A 16607-nucleotide genomic window follows, 5' to 3' on the forward strand; every position below is an offset into this window, starting at 1 on the left:
AAATGGCTTGCTTCATAAAGCACATATACTCCAATGCCAAATCTCACTTCCCATTTTTGATCTAAACATTGATATCTTGATCTATTATTTCTCCCTTTTCCACAAAATTTCCACTAACTATAAATGAATACTTTTCATATATCTTTTTAGATAAAAATAACCGAATTAGCTCTTTATAATTCAAAAAACTAATCCGGTTATTTTACTCACTTTGATTCAGCTCAAATTTTTGATTATTCAGCGTCTGCTACAGGCTCTGCTACCGGTGCTTCTGCTGTCTCGGCAGGCTGCTCTGCCGGTGCTTCTTCCTCGTCATCATCGTCATCATCGAAGAAGTCATCATCAAAATCATCATCAAAATCATCATCAAAATCATCAAGAAAATCAGGTGTCAGGTATGAATATACTGCATATGCAATACCTGCGATCGCTGCTACTGCACCGATAATCGCAAGGATCACAAATACAACACCTTTTGCCTTTTCTTCTGTTGGTTCGCTTTTTACTAAGATTACATCATTATTTTTCATTATAAACTACCACCCTTTCATTTAGTTTCTGTATGCCGTCATTATAGCATACTCTTTTTTCTATTTCTATATTATCTTGGAATTATTATAATTTCTTTATTCTTCCAGACGTTTTAATTTTGCAAAGGAAGCAAACATTTTTCTTGTACCGCCACGATCAAAATCTACCGTCACCTCATAATCTCTGCCGCCCTTTACAAGCTGCGTTACAGTTCCATTTCCAAATTTCATATGACGCACCCGATCACCTTCTCCATAGTCGAGAACCAGCTCCCGGTTCACGGTAAATTCTTTGCCAAATGATGGTTTGGTCGATGGTGTTATACTGATCGGCTCTTTCTTTGCCTTACTGTAGCTACTGTATGGATTCGATGAAGAATATCCGGAACCCGTTTGCGACGATCTTCCATGATATGAGCCTTTTCCATATCCTGACTGCCCGCTGCTACTATACCTATTTCCGGTATATCCGGTATCTGCAAACTGCCGTTCTTCCATCCGTTTTACATGCCTTGTAATATCACCGGAATCCTGGAACAGCAGCGGCGGAATCTCTTTAATAAATCTGGAGATGTCATTGCAGTTTCTACTTCCATGCAGCATACGGTTTCTTGCACAGGACAGATATAGCTTCTTCATCGCTCTTGTAATTCCTACATAGCAAAGTCTGCGTTCTTCTTCCAGCGCATCTTCATCATCCGAATTGATCGCCATCGCACTTGGGAAGATTCGCTCTTCCATGCCACATAAGAATACATATGGGAACTCCAGTCCCTTTGAACCATGGATCGTCATTAATTTAACCATATTATCATCATCGGACATTTTATCGGTCTCCGAAACCAGCGCGATATCCTCCAGAAAATCTGCCAGTGTCGCTTCCTCATAATCGGTTTCAAACTGAACCACACGGTTTCTTAACTCATCGATATTCTCAAGTCTCGCCATCGATTCATCCGTGTGCTCCGCTATCAGTTCATCTTCATATCCGGTATCCTCCAGAATACGGTCAAATAATGTACTGAGTGGTTCCTGCTCCTCTATTATCCCCCGAAATCCATCGATCAATTCCACAAAGCCGGAAATTTTTGCAACCGAACGCTGTAATCCCGGAACTTGCTCTATGATCTGCATGGCTTCCATCAGTGTCATATCATTTGCAGCAGCAAATGCGGCCACCTTATCAACGGTAGCATCACCGATTCCACGCTTTGGTACATTGATGATTCGTCTGAGATAGGTATCGTCTGTAGAGTTATTTACAACCTTCAGATATGCCATTATATCTTTAATTTCTTTTCGTTCATAGAAATTCTGACCACCGTAGACCCGATGTGGTATTCCTCGCATAACTAGCTTCTCACCAAGGATACGAGACTGTGCATTCGTACGATATAGTAAAGCAATGTCTTTATACTGTGCACCATTTGCTGTCAGACGGATGATCTCATTTACGACACGATCCGCCTCCATGTATTCATCCTCACTCTGATTAAATACAAGCTTCTCGCCATCTCCCTGATCTGTCCAGAGGGCTTTATCCTTTCTTCCTTCGTTATGCTTGATCACCGCATTTGCAGCCGCCAGAATATTTCCACAGGAACGATAATTCTGTTCCAGCTTCACGACCTTCGCATCCGGATATTCCTTTTCAAAATTCAAAATATTCGTAATATTGGCACCACGGAATTTGTAGATTGACTGGTCATCATCACCAACGACACAAAGGTTTCTGTATTTGGAAGCAAGCTGCTTCACCATCAGAAACTGTATGTGGTTTGTATCCTGATACTCATCCACCATAATATAACGAAATCTGTCCTGATATAATTCCAGTACATCCGGATTATGTTCAAACAGCTCAACCACCTTGTAGATCAGATCATCAAAATCAAATGCATTGAATTTACGGAGTCGCTTCATATACTCGGAATATACGGTTGCCGTCTGTGTCTTCACAAAATCTGTCGCATTCATCTTCGCATACTGATCCGGTGAAATATACCGTTCCTTTGCATTTGATATCTCTGCCAGGAACATCTTCTCCGGATACTTCTTCGGATCGATCTTCAATTCCTTCAGAATATTCTTGACCGCAGATTTCTGGTCATCCGAATCATAGATATTAAAATTTGTTGCATAACCGAGCCTGTCTGAAAACCGTCGCAGAATCCGTACACATAACGAATGAAAGGTGCTGACCCATACTCGTTCAGCACCCTCTCCAACAATGTTATTTACTCTGTCTCTCATTTCGGCTGCGGCTTTATTTGTAAATGTTATCGCAAGGATATTATATGGATTCACTCCGATCTCATCCATCAGATACGCTACCCGGTGGGTGATTACTCTGGTCTTTCCTGATCCGGCACCTGCCAATATCAGAAGCGGTCCATCGACATGTCTGCATGCCAGATCCTGCATGTCATTTAATCCAGCCATCGCTTTTGTACTCCTTTATATCAGCTTTGTTCCGCAATTACCACAGAACTTTGCTCCATTTGTAGGGGTTCCGCAGTTCGGACAGAACTTAGGAGCCGTACCATTTCCGGTTGGAGCTGCCTGCTGATTCATCTGTCCGTTCATGTTGTTCTGCAGATTACCGGTCATCTGATTTGCCATCATCATACCCATCTGCATTCCCATCATACCGCTGGCAACATCTGCCATATTGGTTCCACCTTTTCCGTTGGAATTTGCAAGTGCATCTACCATCTTCACCTGCTGGAACCGTCCCATGTCACCAAGCATCGTATACTCAGCAGCCTGATCTGCACGTTTTGATATATTCTCAGGATATGTAAATTCGCTGATTCTGAAATCTGTCATGGTCAGACCGATCTTGATCAGTTCCATATCCAGATCTTCTAAAATACCCTTTGCAATATCCGTTGCATTTGCCATCAGATTGAATACGTCACCGCCGACCTTTGTGATCCATTTGATCAACAGTCCATCTAAGATTCCCTTAATACGGTCTCTGACATCATCCACTGTAAAGATTGCCTTTACCCCAGCGATTCTCTCGATCAACACATTGTAATCATCAATCTTAAATGAAAACTTACCATTTGACCGTACAGGAAGTCCGCCCGGAAGTCCCGGTGCCTGTAAACGGATCGGTGAACTGGTTCCCCAGTTACAGGTAAACTCTTTCGTATTGATGAACAGAACCTCTGCACGAAGTCCTGAGTTGAAACCAAACTTAAATCCCTTTAATGTAGAAAGGAATGGAATGATATCCGAATCAATCGTATAACTTCCTGATTCTGTGAAGATACCTTCTACCGCACCGTTATACAGGAAAATCGCATCCTGTCCCGGTTTAATGATAAGTCTGGAATCTTTCTTTATCTCTCGATTTGTCCATTTCCAGAAGAGCAGGTCATCTCTGTATTCTTCCCACTCAACTACATTGACAAACTGATTTGAAAATAATCCCATCTGTTTCCTCCTATGAAAGTCCCATCTTTGCCTTTAATGCTGCAAGTTCGTCTGAAACTGCTGATGATGGTTCTGCATCGTATTTGCTCATCAGATCATCTGTCTCATCCTTGCCGCTGGCATTTAATTCTGCCATTGCATTTGCCTTGTCAAGCATCGCATCAGCCTTTGCTTCCATTCTGTCAAATGCTGAGATCGTTCCGGCTGTATCCGTTACGCTTCCCATCATCTTATTCATCTTCTCCTGCGTCTTTGCAACCTGAACCTTCGCCTTGATGGCGTCCTTTCTGTTGTTCAGATCCATGATATCCTTTGTCAGCTTATCATGCATCTCTTTCATCTTTGCTGCATTTCCGGCTGCCATATCATATGACTGCTGTAAAGACGTTCTCTTGGATGCTAACTGGTTCTTCTTCTCTAAGAACTTCATGGCATCTGCTTCATTTCCTGCAAGGAGTGCCTTCTCTGCATAGCTCTGCATCTTTGCGATATCTGCATCACAGTCATCGAGTGCACGTTTGCATCTGGTCTCATCTGCCATAACGGTTGCTGTCTCTGATTTTACGTTTCTAAGATCTTCCTGTAAGTCTCTGAGATACTGGTCGATCATCTTCTCCGGATCCTCTGCCTTATCAAGCATAGCGTTGATGTTTGCTGACATAATGTCTTTAAATCTTTTTAAAATCCCCATAAATAATTACCTCCTGTATATATTTACACTTTATGGTTTCTTGTTTTTCGAGCTCACAAACCCATAATATCATAACAGGCGTACGCTCCGCAACGCCTGAATCATGAATTAAATGTAAAGTATCACGCTTCTGTTCTTAGGTGGCTTTAAAGTTCATCGTCAAGGCTCTTATGGATGTTTCCACCGATCCGGAACTCCGGAATCTTCTTAGAAGATCCTTCTGCTGCCTTTCCTGCAACCCCTGCATCCGTAATTGATTCCTCTAACGGCACAGGTGTCCGATCCTCAAATAATGACTTTTTCTTTTCTTCCTTTAATTCATCCGCAATCTCAAATGCTGAATCCACAACCTCATCATGCAAAATATCATCATGAAGCTTCACCGGCTGTCTGGATGGTTTTACCTTGATCGGGTCTTCCTTCTTATCCTCGAAATCAAATTCCCACTGAACCATCTCATTTTCTTCTGCCTGCTTCTTCGCCTTCTGTTCTTCTTCTTCAAACCGATTCTTCTCATAGTACAGTTCATTTGCAAGGAGCTGGCTGATCTCTAAAATATCAGCATACCGTTCCTGCTTCTTCATATCCAGAAGTCCATCCATCAGCTCGCGTTTATTCTGCTCAATGACATCGGATTTCTGTCTGAGCGAATCCAATACACGGTCAGTTTCTTCACTAATCATATTATATGCCTGACGTACCGATTCATTGATCTCCATAAGCATCTCATTCGTATAAATGATCGATGCCGCATAGATCTCATTTGCTGTCCGAAGTGCCATCTTATCTTTCTTGTTCAGATCCTTTACCTGCCTCTGGACATAGAGTGGATTCGGCTTGCTCATACGGATCCGGCTTGCAGATTCTTCTGCCTCCACGATGATGTCCTCGGCTTCTTTATTCGCATCCTTTATGATCTTGCCACGCTTATCCGTGATCTCATGATACGCTTTTAATTCTATATCTATCGTCTTTTTCAAATCTTCTATCATTTCCAGCATTTCTTCTTTATTTACAAGAACCTTCCCTGCTGCAAATGGAACATTCTGTCCGTCCTCAATCAATACCTGCATCTTATCAAGCAGTTGTTTTGCTTTTCCTTTTTCCATGTCTATTACTTCCTCCAACTATGGCTTTATAGGATTTTATTTACAGATCCGGTTTCTTATCATCTCTTGGAATACCTAAGAAATCCTGGATCAGATGTCTGCTGAAAAGCCTTCCTTCTTCACTTTCAAAATACCGCTCCGGGTGCCACTGAAACGCAAGAATACTCATGGTTGGTGACACAAATGCCTCAACCGATCCATTTTCTTCATCTACAACCAACGGGTAAAACATTGTTGAAAGGTTTTCCAGATATACACAATCACTGTGAAAATTATTTATCTTTATATATCGATCCGATTTACAGATTTTTGCCATATGGTCAACACCTCGCGGTCTTGGCACTACAAACGGTGCAGAATATGAGATCTTTCCTCCAAATAATGCATTCAGATGCTGCATGCCTCTGCATACCCCGATAATCGGTATCTCATTCTCCACACAGTACATAATGAGCCGTTCCTCCATCGCATCCCGATGCGGCTGCAGCTCTGCCTTATGCGGTTCTACATAATATTTCGGGTGAAGCGTACCGCCACCCGTTACAATCAGTACGTCAATCGGATCTTCAAATAAGGCTTCAAAATCTCTGGTGAAATTCGACACCGGATGAAGTCTTATTCCCATGCTTTCATAAAATTCCGTATAGGCAGCTTCCAGAACATCCGTGGATTTTCCATACATATTCTGACCTTCGCGTTGTGTTATCAGTGCGTGAAGCATACGCCTATTCCTCCTTCAGTATCTTTCCATTTTTACAATCAAGTGTCAGTTTGTCAAGTCCTGTTACATAATTATAAATAACGTCGCCACATCCAATAGCCGCCGGAATATTGAATTCCGCGCATCGGATCGCCATATGGGATGCAACACCACCATACTTCGTAATAAAGCCCCGGATTCCTTTTGCAAAGATCCAGTCATAGCCGGGATCTGCTTTCGGGATCACTACGATCTTATCTGCAACATCAACCGCTCCGGCATCATCACGCTTCGATTCCTCATCCTCCAATACGACAACTGCTCCGGTCACGATCTCCGAGGTGATAAAATTCGGTCTCGCCTCTACCATCTCGATATATTCCAACTGCTGCTTATTACAGATCACATCCGGCAGGATCAGGTCAGAAGCATCTGTATATGCTTTCCGGTTCTCTGTGATCACCTGTTCCCATATCCTTCGGATCTCCGTTTCTGGTTTATGATACACTGCAATTATATCATCTACTGTGAGATATGCCATATCTTCTTTTGAAAAATTCAACATTTCTCCAATATTGATCAGAATATCGATCGCCAGACTTAAGGATTTTGTAAATTCAAATTTAAAATATTCCCGTTCTTCCATGGAATCCTTTAAGAATTCCACAAATTTCTTTGCATCAACACCAAAGCCGATATCGGAAAGTGCCTGTTCTACCTTTTCCGGATCAAGCGGTGTATGCTTTAACCGCTCAATCCTCTGTCTCTGCTTCTTTGCTGTCTCACTTGCCTTGGAGCTGTCAAAATCCTGTTCCGCATACGTCTCACAGGTGATATCGTAAGTGCCGGAACGAAGATGCCCGTATTTCTCATCAAAGGCTGCCCTGGTAATCCGTCCTTCTGCAAAATCCTGAAAATCCGAATCGTACTCCGATGCTACTGTGTAGATTGACATCATAAAGTCATCAATCTCACGGCTCGTAAAATATCCCTTTGCACTAAGCGACCTGCAAAGAGCCTTTGAGATAAATGCAAGTCTTGCCTGTCTTGCAAATTTCGGTGTTCCGTACTGTTTGATACTCTCGATCAATTCTATAAAATAACGGATGGAAGTATTCACATCTTTTGCTGCCATCAGCCAGTTATTCCTGATATTCTCCCGATGCACCTTCAGCCCATTTAATGAACGGATATCCTGCATCCGATTCTGCCTGAAATTACAGATTACATGATCCGTCAGACGAAACAGACTGCCCGACAGATCCTGAATCTCTCCCTTCGTAAATCCATACTCTAATAATTCCTGTAACCGATCCTCCGTTGTAAAATCATAATTGGAAAATACTACCTCAAATTCAATCTTATCATGTGCTGTTATATCCGATAAAATCTTCCGGTCGTAAAATGCCAAAAGTTTTTTCACCATGTCCTCATCTAAATCCGCAGGCATCAGACACAGAAATGACTTCCGCAAGGATATATATGGTTTATTTCCGACCCTGTACATCAGATCACCGTCCACCACACGATATCCTATAGTGGTAAGTCCTTGATTCCATGCAGCCTTCGTTATGATCTCTCTGTAAAGGGAGAAATCAAGCGGATGCGGATTTACCCCTATGATCTCTGCCGGATTCCAGAATGCCATATCGGATAAGATTGCCTGTTTCTCATACAACAGATCACTGAGTTTTTGATACTGCTGTTTTGTCTCGTTTATCAATTCTCCAAATATACGATCATTCTTTGCTCTGTCTTCTTTGTAGTCAGATGGATTTTCCAGCTTCTTAATACAGGCCGCAAGCGGACGCACCTGAAAGATCGTAACTGTCAGATCTGCTCCAACTGCAAATTCCACATCGAGTGGATACTCCGGAAAGATGTCTTCTAATTCCCTCATGGCTGTGACCAGAACACCCCAGCGCTCCGGGAGAGATGAACTCTCTGCTGTCCTTGCAATATAGATCGTCTTTCCTCCGCTTCCACTGGTTACCGCATCGGTCGAATCTTCATCATATGAGATTGCATAATACAGTCTTCCTGATTTGATCTCTCTGGAGAAGATAACTCCGCTGCTGATGATAGATTTCGTCTGCGTCTGGATCAACACCTGTTCATTCCTGATATCTGGCAGATCTTTTTTATAGGAATCAAATACTGTCTCAACCGCATGACATACAGCATCGCGATCATCAGCGTCGACATCCAATATACTGTCATAATGACCCGCATTTGATGTCTCGGAGGAATCTTCATTGGAACAGGAGCTTCGAACAACAATCGTCTGTCCTTTAAACTGTGATTGAATATCGGCAAGGATCTGTTTCCGGTTCTCACCATACATTTTCCCGGTTACGATCATAAGGTCTTCTATTCTCGATTTTGTTATTCTGTTTTTCAAATAATCTAATGTATCTGCTTTTGTCAAAACCATGAAAAAAATCACCTTCTACAACAAAACTGCACCTTAGCAGACCATATCATCTATACTAAAGTGCAGTATATTTTTTCTCTTTCGAGACACTATTCGTTTTGTTGGCTATTCCGACAGACTTTTGTTTCTTCCAAATCTATCTTCTGTCAGTATTCATTATATAATGAATAAAATAGCTCTTACTGGATCGTTAATAGATCATCAACTGATTTTCTTGGCGGCATCTCCGGTGCAAATACCGGATATCCCATTGCGATAACAGTGGCAACTGTCTGTCCTTCCGGCACACCTACGATCTCTCCAACCTTCTTATCATCAAATACTCCAAGGATAACCGTTCCGATTCCCTTCTCATGTGCTGCAAGACAGAATGTCTGGGCTGCGATACCGGCATCGAACATCTCCCATCCGGCACCTTTGCTTGTACTGAAGCTTCCATCTCTCTCATATCCACAAATACCGTTCTTCTGTGTCACAACCATCAACTGATGTGCTCTGGAAACTGTCTTCTCATTTAATGCAAATCCCATCACGCCTTCTTCTGCGATCTTCTTGATCTTCTCCGGATCAGAAACACTGATGTAACGGATCGTCTGTGTATTCTTCCAGGATGGTGAATAGGATGCGAGTTCTACCAACTCACGGATCACTTCATCCGGAATGATATCCTCTTTGAATTTTCTTACCGACCTTCTTGTCTTAATACATTCTAATGCTTCCATGTTATATCCTCCTGTATTTTTATAAATATCTTTTGTATCTTCTTACATATATCGCAAGTATAACTCACTCAATGTATTCGATAAATCATCTCATTATCTGTTACAGATCACTTACCTGCAAAATATGCATCTATACCATCTGCAATTCCCTTTGCAAGCAGGTTCTGATAATCTGATGTTACAAGCTTCTGGTCTTCTTCTGAATTCGTCATATAACCAATCTCAACGATCGTAACCGGAACCTTACACCAGTTAATTCCACTCATGGAATCTGTCTCCCAGACACCCTCGCTGTTTGCCCCTGTTGCTGCTGCCATTCCGCTTAATACATCGGCAGACAACCGTTTACAGGAATCATAGATATCTGCATTGTATGGATTGTCCTTTGTCTGGCATACCGTCATGACACCACTTGCATTTGTATCTGTGGAACCATTGGCATGGATCCTTATAAATGCATCTGCATTGTCACTATTTGCAAGTTCGGCTCTTGCCGCATTACTGATATCGACATCATTGGATGTACGGATCATCTTCACAGTATAGCCTCTTGCCTCTAATGCACTCTGAAGCTTTAACGCTACCTCAAGATTCAGTTCATATTCCTCTGTACCGGTTGTAACACCTGTATTACCGGCTGAGACTTTTGCTTTCTTATCTTCCGCACCGGGACCTACCGGCTCTGTATCCGTATTCGGCGTTGCCTGATGACCTGCATCAATACAGATCAGCTTGCCTTCGCCAACATTGCTTGTCTCCTGTGTTGATTCTTCTGTGCTGCTGTCATCACCACCGGATGCTGCTCCTTCTGCCTTTACAAATTCCGAATAAACATAATAGGTTTCACCTGTAATGGATACCTTGCTCCATTCATCGTTATACCCGATCCGGTCAAGTTCTACACCATCTGCAAGCTGCATTGCAGGATCTCCATCCGTGGATGGTGCTGTTCTGACATTTACATAATCAGTCGTTGTCACCTTGTCATTTACGATCGTAAATCCTTCTTCATCCACCTGTGCTTCCGTCGTCGCTTCTGTTGTATCCTCTGTGGATGCTACATCTTCAGAAGCTTCTGTTGAACTCTCGGTGGTCGTCTTTTTTCCTGCATCCTTTTTCCCACAGGCTGCAAGTACAAATACTGAAAGAATGATCATCATACATACAAGTAGTGTTCTGTAAACCTTCTTCATAAGTAACCTCCGTCCATATTTCTATATACTTACTGTTTATTATCGCATAAATACAGCTCTATTTCAACCAAAAAGCGACAAGCAGACGCTTCATGGACTCATAGTCTGACAAATGTGCCATTTCACATGCGGAATGCATAGCAAGTACCGGCATTCCCATATCGACTGCCTTTGCCGGAAGATAGGATGAAACGATCGGACCGAGCGTTGTTCCACCCGGCATTCCTGTCTTATTGACCGTACGCTGAAACGGAATCCCTCCATCCTCACAGAGCACCTGAATTACTGCAGCAGCCTCGCTATCTGTCACATATCGCTGAGATGCGCTGCTCTTTAAGACAACCCCATTTCCAAGCAGTACCTGGTTGACCGGATCGGATTTTTCCTGATAATTCGGATGTGTTCCATGTGCCACATCAAGAGAGATCAAAAATATCTCCGGAAGCAGCTCCTGTATGGTGCGTCTCTCTCCGCTGTCTTTTAAGATACATTCCGTTATCATCCGAAGCAGTCCGGAATCTGCTCCCTGTTTGGACAGACTTCCGATCTCCTCGTTATCGAAGAATACTCCAATGCTGAGATTCGTATCAGATCCATCTGCTTCCGAAATTCTTTCATCTGGCGATGCAGCTTCTGTTCCCTTACCTTTTTCTTCTTGCCACTTATTGCCGGTCTGTGTAAGAGATTCCAGAATAGCACTAACGGAAGATACATTATCAATTCTCGGTGATGTAAATAAGCCACTGTCTCCGATCATTTGGCAGGAATCACAATTATATAAATACAGATCATAGTCTAATATATCCGCCTTATCGATCTGAAGTTTTTCTGCAACCTCATCTAAAAAGCTATGCGGCTCATCCTTCTTCCAAAGCCCAAATACCGGGATCAGTTCTTTCTGAGGATCTAATTTTGTCTCTGAATCTCCTCGTTTCAGATGCGGTGCAAGACTCGGTATGATCGCAACCGGCTTCTCCGAATCATATAATCGTACCTCCGGATGAAATGCATCACTGCCTTTTACCACTACCTTGCCGGCAAGTCCCAGTGGACGGTCAAACCATGTCTTCATTAACAGTCCGCCATAGGTCTCTATATTCAACATATGATATCCGCCTTTTTCCATATCGGCTGACGGCTTTAACTTCAGCATCGGAAAATCCGTATGGCTGGTTGCTATCCGGATATGCTGCAGCTGCTCTGGCAGATGAAATGCGATCATTACAGAACTGTATGGTCTGACGTAATAATCTGCTCCTGCCTGAAGCTTCCATTTATCCTCTAACTTAAGCTCGGAAAATCCGTGTTCTTTCAGATATTCTTCTCCGTGCTTTACAACATGGAACTGGGTCATTCCGTTTTCTAACATATATTTTAATAAACCTTCCTGTTCCGGTTTTCCTGATGTACGATCAACTTCTGTTTTTCTTTTTTCCATATGCTCTGTTCTCCTGTCTTTTTACTCTGTTTTCCATTGTACACCTTTTTAGTTTTTCTTGCTATTTTGTTTTTATGTGTATATAATGTTGTTACACGCTTTAACGCGTTAAATCTCAAAAAGGAGAAACAGCTATGAATGCATTTAAAATTGGTTTTATCGGTCTTGGTCTGATCGGTGGATCGGTGGCAAAATCTATTCACCGTATTTTCCCAAACTATACGATCATCGGCTATGATGTCAACACTGCGACCTTAAAAGAAGCGCAGGAGGATGGCACCTTAGGTCATTATACAACAAATATCAGCGACATCGCAGACTGTGATTATATCTTTCTGTGTGCACCGGTTCATTATAATATTGAATATCTGAAAACTTTAAAACCACTGATCTCTGATTCCTGTATCCTATCTGATGTTGGCAGTGTCAAATCCGACATCTACGATGCTGTAAAGGAACTGGGACTTGGTTCTCATTTCATCGGTGGTCATCCAATGGTCGGATCGGAACGCTCCGGCTACGATGCAGCAACCGACCGTCTGATTGAGAATGCATATTATTTCATTACTCCATCTCCGGATGCTCCGGCAGACCGCGTGGAGGAATTTATGACATTTATCGGCGATCTGGGTGCTATCCCGATCCGGTATTCCCCGGACGAGCATGATAAGATCACTTCCTATATCAGCCATGTACCGCATGTGATCGCAGCGTCTCTGGTCAATCTGGTACGGCATGCCGATTCTCCGGACGGAATCTTTAAATCTCTGGCAGCCGGAGGTTTTAAAGATATCACACGAATCGCATCCTCAAATCCGGTGGTTTGGGAGCACATTCTCCTCAGCAATCCGAAGAACATCGTGAATGGATTGAAGGAATATATTGAGCTTCTAAATAAAATGATTTATGATATTGAAAGAAATGACGCAAAGGACATCAATGCTTTCTTTGAGTCATCCAGAGAATACCGGGATTCCATCCCGAACAATACAAGCGGTGTTATCCGTATGCAATATGAACTCTTTGTCGATATCCCGGATGAACCGGGTGCTCTGGCAAAGGTTACGGTACTGCTTGCTGATGCAGGCATCAATCTGAAGAACTTCGGTATCTCCCATAATCGTGAAGACGAGGAAGGCGTTCTACGTTTATCCTTCTACGATACGGATGCATGCCGGAAAGCATTTGAACTTCTTGCCGATGCCGGATACCGCTTATATAACAGATAAGACAACATAAAAAGGAAATGGACGATATTGCGTCCAGACAGGTAATACATTATGATATTTTCCAGAAGAACAGGATTAAAAGGGGTCCTTACGATCCCCGGAGATAAATCCATCTCCCACCGTTCGATCATGCTTGGATCACTGGCAGATGGTATAACCGAAGTACATGGATTCTTAAACGGTGCAGACTGCATTTCTTCTATGAACTGCTTCCGCGAAATGGGTGTAACGATCGACCACAATGGGGATACCGTTATCATTCACGGTAAAGGGCTTCATGGTTTGCAGGCTCCGAAAGAAACACTCGATGTTGGCAACAGCGGAACAACTACCAGACTGATGTCCGGAATTCTTGCGGCACAGAATTTCAAGAGCCGCGTGATCGGTGATGCATCGATCTGCCGCCGCCCAATGAAACGAATCATGACCCCGCTCTCTCTGATGGGCGCTGATATCGTCAGTGAAAATGAAAATGACTGTGCGCCGCTTCTGATCACCGGAAAGCCATTACATGGCATCCACTACGATTCACCGGTTGCTTCGGCACAAGTCAAATCTTGTATTCTTCTTGCCGGTCTGTATGCCGACGGCGAAACCAGTGTAACCGAACCATATGTATCCAGAAATCATACAGAGCTGATGTTTGATGCTTTCGGTGTCGATATCAAGACCTCCGGCACAACCGCAATTGTAAAACCTGCGGATAAATTATACGGTCAGAAGATCATGATCCCGGGGGACATCTCCTCGGCGGCTTACTTTATCGCAGCCGGACTTATCACACCGGATTCCTGTATCACGATCAAGAATGTGGGTATCAACAATACCCGTGATGGAATATTAGAAGTTGTAAAAATGATGGGCGGTACGATCACCTACGACCGACTGGATCAGCCGGGCGAACCCGCTGCAGACATCACAGTACAGACCTCAGATTTAAAAGGCTGTGTGATCGAAGGCTCCCTGATTCCGAAGCTGATCGACGAGATTCCGATCATCGCCATCATGGCATGCTTTGCAAAGGGACAAACCGTTATCAAAGATGCACAGGAACTGAAGGTGAAGGAATCAAACCGGATCGATGTTATGGTGAAGAACCTTTCCGCTATGGGCGCAGATATTAGCGCTACCGATGATGGCATGATCATCCATGGCGACAAGCCGCTTCACGGCGCTGTCATCGACAGCCACCTCGACCACCGCATCGCCATGAGCTTTGCCATTGCCGGACTTAACGCCGACGGCGACACAGAGATTCTTGGCAGCGACTGCGTAAACATCTCCTACCCGACCTTCTATCAGGATCTCGCCGGGCTGAGATAAATAAGCCTCGGACGCTGGGATGAATGTATCAACATTTCTGATAGGGAATTACAAAAAAATCCTGCTGCCCTGCTATGTCAAAAGACAAGCAAGTTTTCTATTCGGTTCGCACATTTATTAGTCAGCAGTCGCCAAAACTCACCCTTCCGGGTTCAAACATGGGCTTGGTGCTGACAATTCGTGCAAACCTCATAACGAAAATTTCGCTTATGTCTTTTGTACATAGCAGGGCAGCAGGATTTTTAATGTAATTCCCTTATATAAAATATCAATTTAACTCATCCCAGCGTCCGACGGTTTCAAATCGCTGCAATACAGAAGTTCTGTAAAATACATTGTGACTCATCTGATTGGCGAATTAATTTTGACCTGAAGCTGTGCATAAAAATATTGCCGGGTTGTTATATACACAAGACATTAGTTGTATTTTCGTTATGAGGTTTGCACTAGCTGTCAGCATCTAGCCCATGTCTGAACCCATAAGGGTGAGTTTGGGCGACTGCTGACAAATCAGCGTGCAAACCGAATAGAAAATATACTTGTCTTTGTATATAACAATCCCGGCAGTATTTATGTGCAGCTCAGGTCATAACTAAATATCAACCAGATGAACGCAAGGTATTTTACAGAATCAACATGGCATCGCCGAAGGAGAAGAAACGATAGCGTTCTTCCACTGCTACCTTGTAGGCTTCAAGAATCTTCTCACGGCTGTAAAGTGCTGATACCAGCATCAACAACGTGGATTCCGGCAGATGGAAGTTCGTGATCAATCCATCGATGGCTTTGAACTTATAACCCGGATAAATGAAGATATCTGTCCAACCGCTACAGGCACGAAGCATACCATTCTCATCGGCTACTGTTTCCAGCGTTCTCGTACTGGTCGTTCCAACTGCAATGATTCGACCGCCATTTTTCTTTGTCTCATTGATCGTCTCTGCTGCTTTCTCATCTATCACATAGAATTCCGAATGCATATGATGATCCAGAATGTTATCCTCTTTTACCGGACGGAATGTTCCAAGTCCGACATGAAGCGTCACATGTGCGATCTTGATGCCTTTGGTCTTGATCTCCTCTAGAAGCTCCTTTGTAAAATGAAGTCCGGCTGTCGGTGCTGCCGCAGAACCTTCATGCTCTGCATAGACCGTCTGATAACGGTTCTTGTCTTCCAGTTTATGTGTGATATATGGCGGAAGCGGCATTTGTCCAAGTTCATCCAAAATCTCCTCAAAGATTCCCTCATATTCAAACCGAACGATACGATTTCCTTCTTCCACAATATCAATGACTTCACCAACCAGTTTACCGCCACCAAAGATGATCCTTGCACCAACTCTGGCTTTCTTTCCCGGTTTTACAAGTGTCTCCCAGGTACAGTCATCCAAGCGCTTCAATAACAGTACCTCGATAGCTGCCCCGGTTCCTTCTTTCTCGCCGATCAGTCTGGCAGGAATAACCTTTGTATCATTAATAACCAGACAGTCGCCTTCTTTCAGATATGATATTACATCATAAAAATGTTTATGTTCGATGGTTCCTTCTTCTCTGTTTAAAACCATTAATCTCGAATTATCACGCTTTAAGAGTGGGTCCTGTGCGATCAACTCCTGAGGCAGATCATAGTAAAAATCTGATAACTGCATTTTCTTATCCTCCTTAAAACTCAACTATGATAATGCCACGTTTTATGTCTAAATGCAAGGAAGAAAAACAAAGAATAAAGCAGGCAGCAGATAACAAAACAAGTGCCAGGTACAAATAAACAAAATTCTATTTATACCTGACACC

At 43.1% G+C, this 16607-nt stretch carries 13 protein-coding genes; 2 read left to right on the forward strand and 11 right to left on the reverse strand.

The genetic code is table 11. From position 1 onward, the window contains the following. Positions 1 to 233: 233 nt before the first annotated feature. The 10 genes from DXB77_RS08545 to DXB77_RS08590 form a co-directional block, all read right to left on the reverse strand. A complete protein-coding gene (locus DXB77_RS08545; RefSeq protein ID WP_118663023.1) occupies positions 234 to 530 on the reverse strand; it encodes a hypothetical protein in 297 nt (98 codons plus the stop codon). A 96-nt stretch (positions 531 to 626) separates the two neighbouring features. Next, the gene (locus DXB77_RS08550) at positions 627 to 2972 is read right to left on the reverse strand and encodes a UvrD-helicase domain-containing protein (protein ID WP_118663024.1); all 2346 of its coding nucleotides are present in this window, start codon (positions 2970 to 2972) and stop codon (positions 627 to 629) included. A gap of 15 nt (positions 2973 to 2987) precedes the next feature. After that, positions 2988 to 3974, reverse strand: a complete 987-nt coding sequence (locus DXB77_RS08555) for an SPFH domain-containing protein (protein ID WP_118663025.1) — start codon at positions 3972 to 3974, stop codon at positions 2988 to 2990. 10 nt (positions 3975 to 3984) lie between these two features. Further along, a complete protein-coding gene (locus DXB77_RS08560) occupies positions 3985 to 4665 on the reverse strand; it encodes a PspA/IM30 family protein (RefSeq protein ID WP_118615760.1) in 681 nt (226 codons plus the stop codon). Positions 4666 to 4811: 146 nt separating this feature from the next. Further along, positions 4812 to 5774: a hypothetical protein gene (locus DXB77_RS08565; protein WP_118484797.1), complete on the reverse strand. Its 963-nt coding sequence runs from the start codon at positions 5772 to 5774 to the stop codon at positions 4812 to 4814. Positions 5775 to 5814: 40 nt separating this feature from the next. Next, positions 5815 to 6495 carry a gamma-glutamyl-gamma-aminobutyrate hydrolase family protein gene (locus DXB77_RS08570; RefSeq protein WP_117808791.1) on the reverse strand — a complete coding sequence of 227 codons (681 nt, stop codon included), beginning with the start codon at positions 6493 to 6495 and terminating at the stop codon, positions 5815 to 5817. 4 nt (positions 6496 to 6499) lie between these two features. Then, the gene (locus tag DXB77_RS08575; RefSeq protein WP_118663026.1) at positions 6500 to 8908 is read right to left on the reverse strand and encodes a PEP-utilizing enzyme; all 2409 of its coding nucleotides are present in this window, start codon (positions 8906 to 8908) and stop codon (positions 6500 to 6502) included. Positions 8909 to 9087: 179 nt separating this feature from the next. Continuing rightward, entirely contained in the window at positions 9088 to 9630 is a 543-nt protein-coding gene (locus tag DXB77_RS08580) for a nitroreductase family protein (protein ID WP_008401292.1), read from the reverse strand. A gap of 107 nt (positions 9631 to 9737) precedes the next feature. Then, positions 9738 to 10823 (reverse strand): N-acetylmuramoyl-L-alanine amidase, encoded by a 1086-nt coding sequence (locus DXB77_RS08585; RefSeq protein WP_118663027.1) that lies wholly within the window; start codon positions 10821 to 10823, stop codon positions 9738 to 9740. Positions 10824 to 10881: 58 nt separating this feature from the next. After that, entirely contained in the window at positions 10882 to 12261 is a 1380-nt protein-coding gene (locus DXB77_RS08590; RefSeq protein WP_118663028.1) for a M18 family aminopeptidase, read from the reverse strand. Between the two features lie 134 nt (positions 12262 to 12395). On the opposite strand from DXB77_RS08590, the gene DXB77_RS08595 reads away from it, so the two are divergent. Both DXB77_RS08595 and aroA read left to right on the forward strand, forming a co-directional pair. Further along, on the forward strand, positions 12396 to 13490 hold the full coding sequence (locus tag DXB77_RS08595) for a prephenate dehydrogenase (RefSeq protein ID WP_118663029.1): 1095 nt from the start codon (positions 12396 to 12398) through the stop codon (positions 13488 to 13490). 51 nt (positions 13491 to 13541) lie between these two features. Continuing rightward, on the forward strand, positions 13542 to 14813 hold the full coding sequence (gene aroA, locus DXB77_RS08600) for a 3-phosphoshikimate 1-carboxyvinyltransferase (protein ID WP_118663030.1): 1272 nt from the start codon (positions 13542 to 13544) through the stop codon (positions 14811 to 14813). Between the two features lie 623 nt (positions 14814 to 15436). Here aroA and queA read toward each other — a convergent pair. Further along, positions 15437 to 16462 carry a tRNA preQ1(34) S-adenosylmethionine ribosyltransferase-isomerase QueA gene (gene queA, locus DXB77_RS08605; RefSeq protein WP_117808785.1) on the reverse strand — a complete coding sequence of 342 codons (1026 nt, stop codon included), beginning with the start codon at positions 16460 to 16462 and terminating at the stop codon, positions 15437 to 15439. Positions 16463 to 16607: the final 145 nt, after the last annotated feature.

It is taken from the genome of Clostridium sp. OM05-9 (assembly GCF_003481465.1).
Lineage (GTDB): Bacteria > Bacillota > Clostridia > Lachnospirales > Lachnospiraceae > Coprococcus > Coprococcus ammoniilyticus.

Excerpts from the sequence above, each read along its gene's own strand:
- DXB77_RS08545 (WP_118663023.1), bottom strand. The coding sequence starts at position 530 with ATGAAAAATAATGATGTAATCTTAGTAAAAAGCGAACCAACAGAAGAA.
- DXB77_RS08575 (WP_118663026.1), bottom strand. The coding sequence starts at position 8,908 with ATGGTTTTGACAAAAGCAGATACATTAGATTATTTGAAAAACAGAATA.
- DXB77_RS08555 (WP_118663025.1), bottom strand. The coding sequence starts at position 3,974 with ATGGGATTATTTTCAAATCAGTTTGTCAATGTAGTTGAGTGGGAAGAA.
- queA (WP_117808785.1), bottom strand. The coding sequence starts at position 16,462 with ATGCAGTTATCAGATTTTTACTATGATCTGCCTCAGGAGTTGATCGCA.
- DXB77_RS08595 (WP_118663029.1), top strand. The coding sequence starts at position 12,396 with ATGAATGCATTTAAAATTGGTTTTATCGGTCTTGGTCTGATCGGTGGA.
- DXB77_RS08550 (WP_118663024.1), bottom strand. The coding sequence starts at position 2,972 with ATGGCTGGATTAAATGACATGCAGGATCTGGCATGCAGACATGTCGAT.
- DXB77_RS08585 (WP_118663027.1), bottom strand. The coding sequence starts at position 10,823 with ATGAAGAAGGTTTACAGAACACTACTTGTATGTATGATGATCATTCTT.
- aroA (WP_118663030.1), top strand. The coding sequence starts at position 13,542 with ATGATATTTTCCAGAAGAACAGGATTAAAAGGGGTCCTTACGATCCCC.
- DXB77_RS08590 (WP_118663028.1), bottom strand. The coding sequence starts at position 12,261 with ATGGAAAAAAGAAAAACAGAAGTTGATCGTACATCAGGAAAACCGGAA.
- DXB77_RS08565 (WP_118484797.1), bottom strand. The coding sequence starts at position 5,774 with ATGGAAAAAGGAAAAGCAAAACAACTGCTTGATAAGATGCAGGTATTG.
- DXB77_RS08580 (WP_008401292.1), bottom strand. The coding sequence starts at position 9,630 with ATGGAAGCATTAGAATGTATTAAGACAAGAAGGTCGGTAAGAAAATTC.
- DXB77_RS08560 (WP_118615760.1), bottom strand. The coding sequence starts at position 4,665 with ATGGGGATTTTAAAAAGATTTAAAGACATTATGTCAGCAAACATCAAC.
- DXB77_RS08570 (WP_117808791.1), bottom strand. The coding sequence starts at position 6,495 with ATGCTTCACGCACTGATAACACAACGCGAAGGTCAGAATATGTATGGA.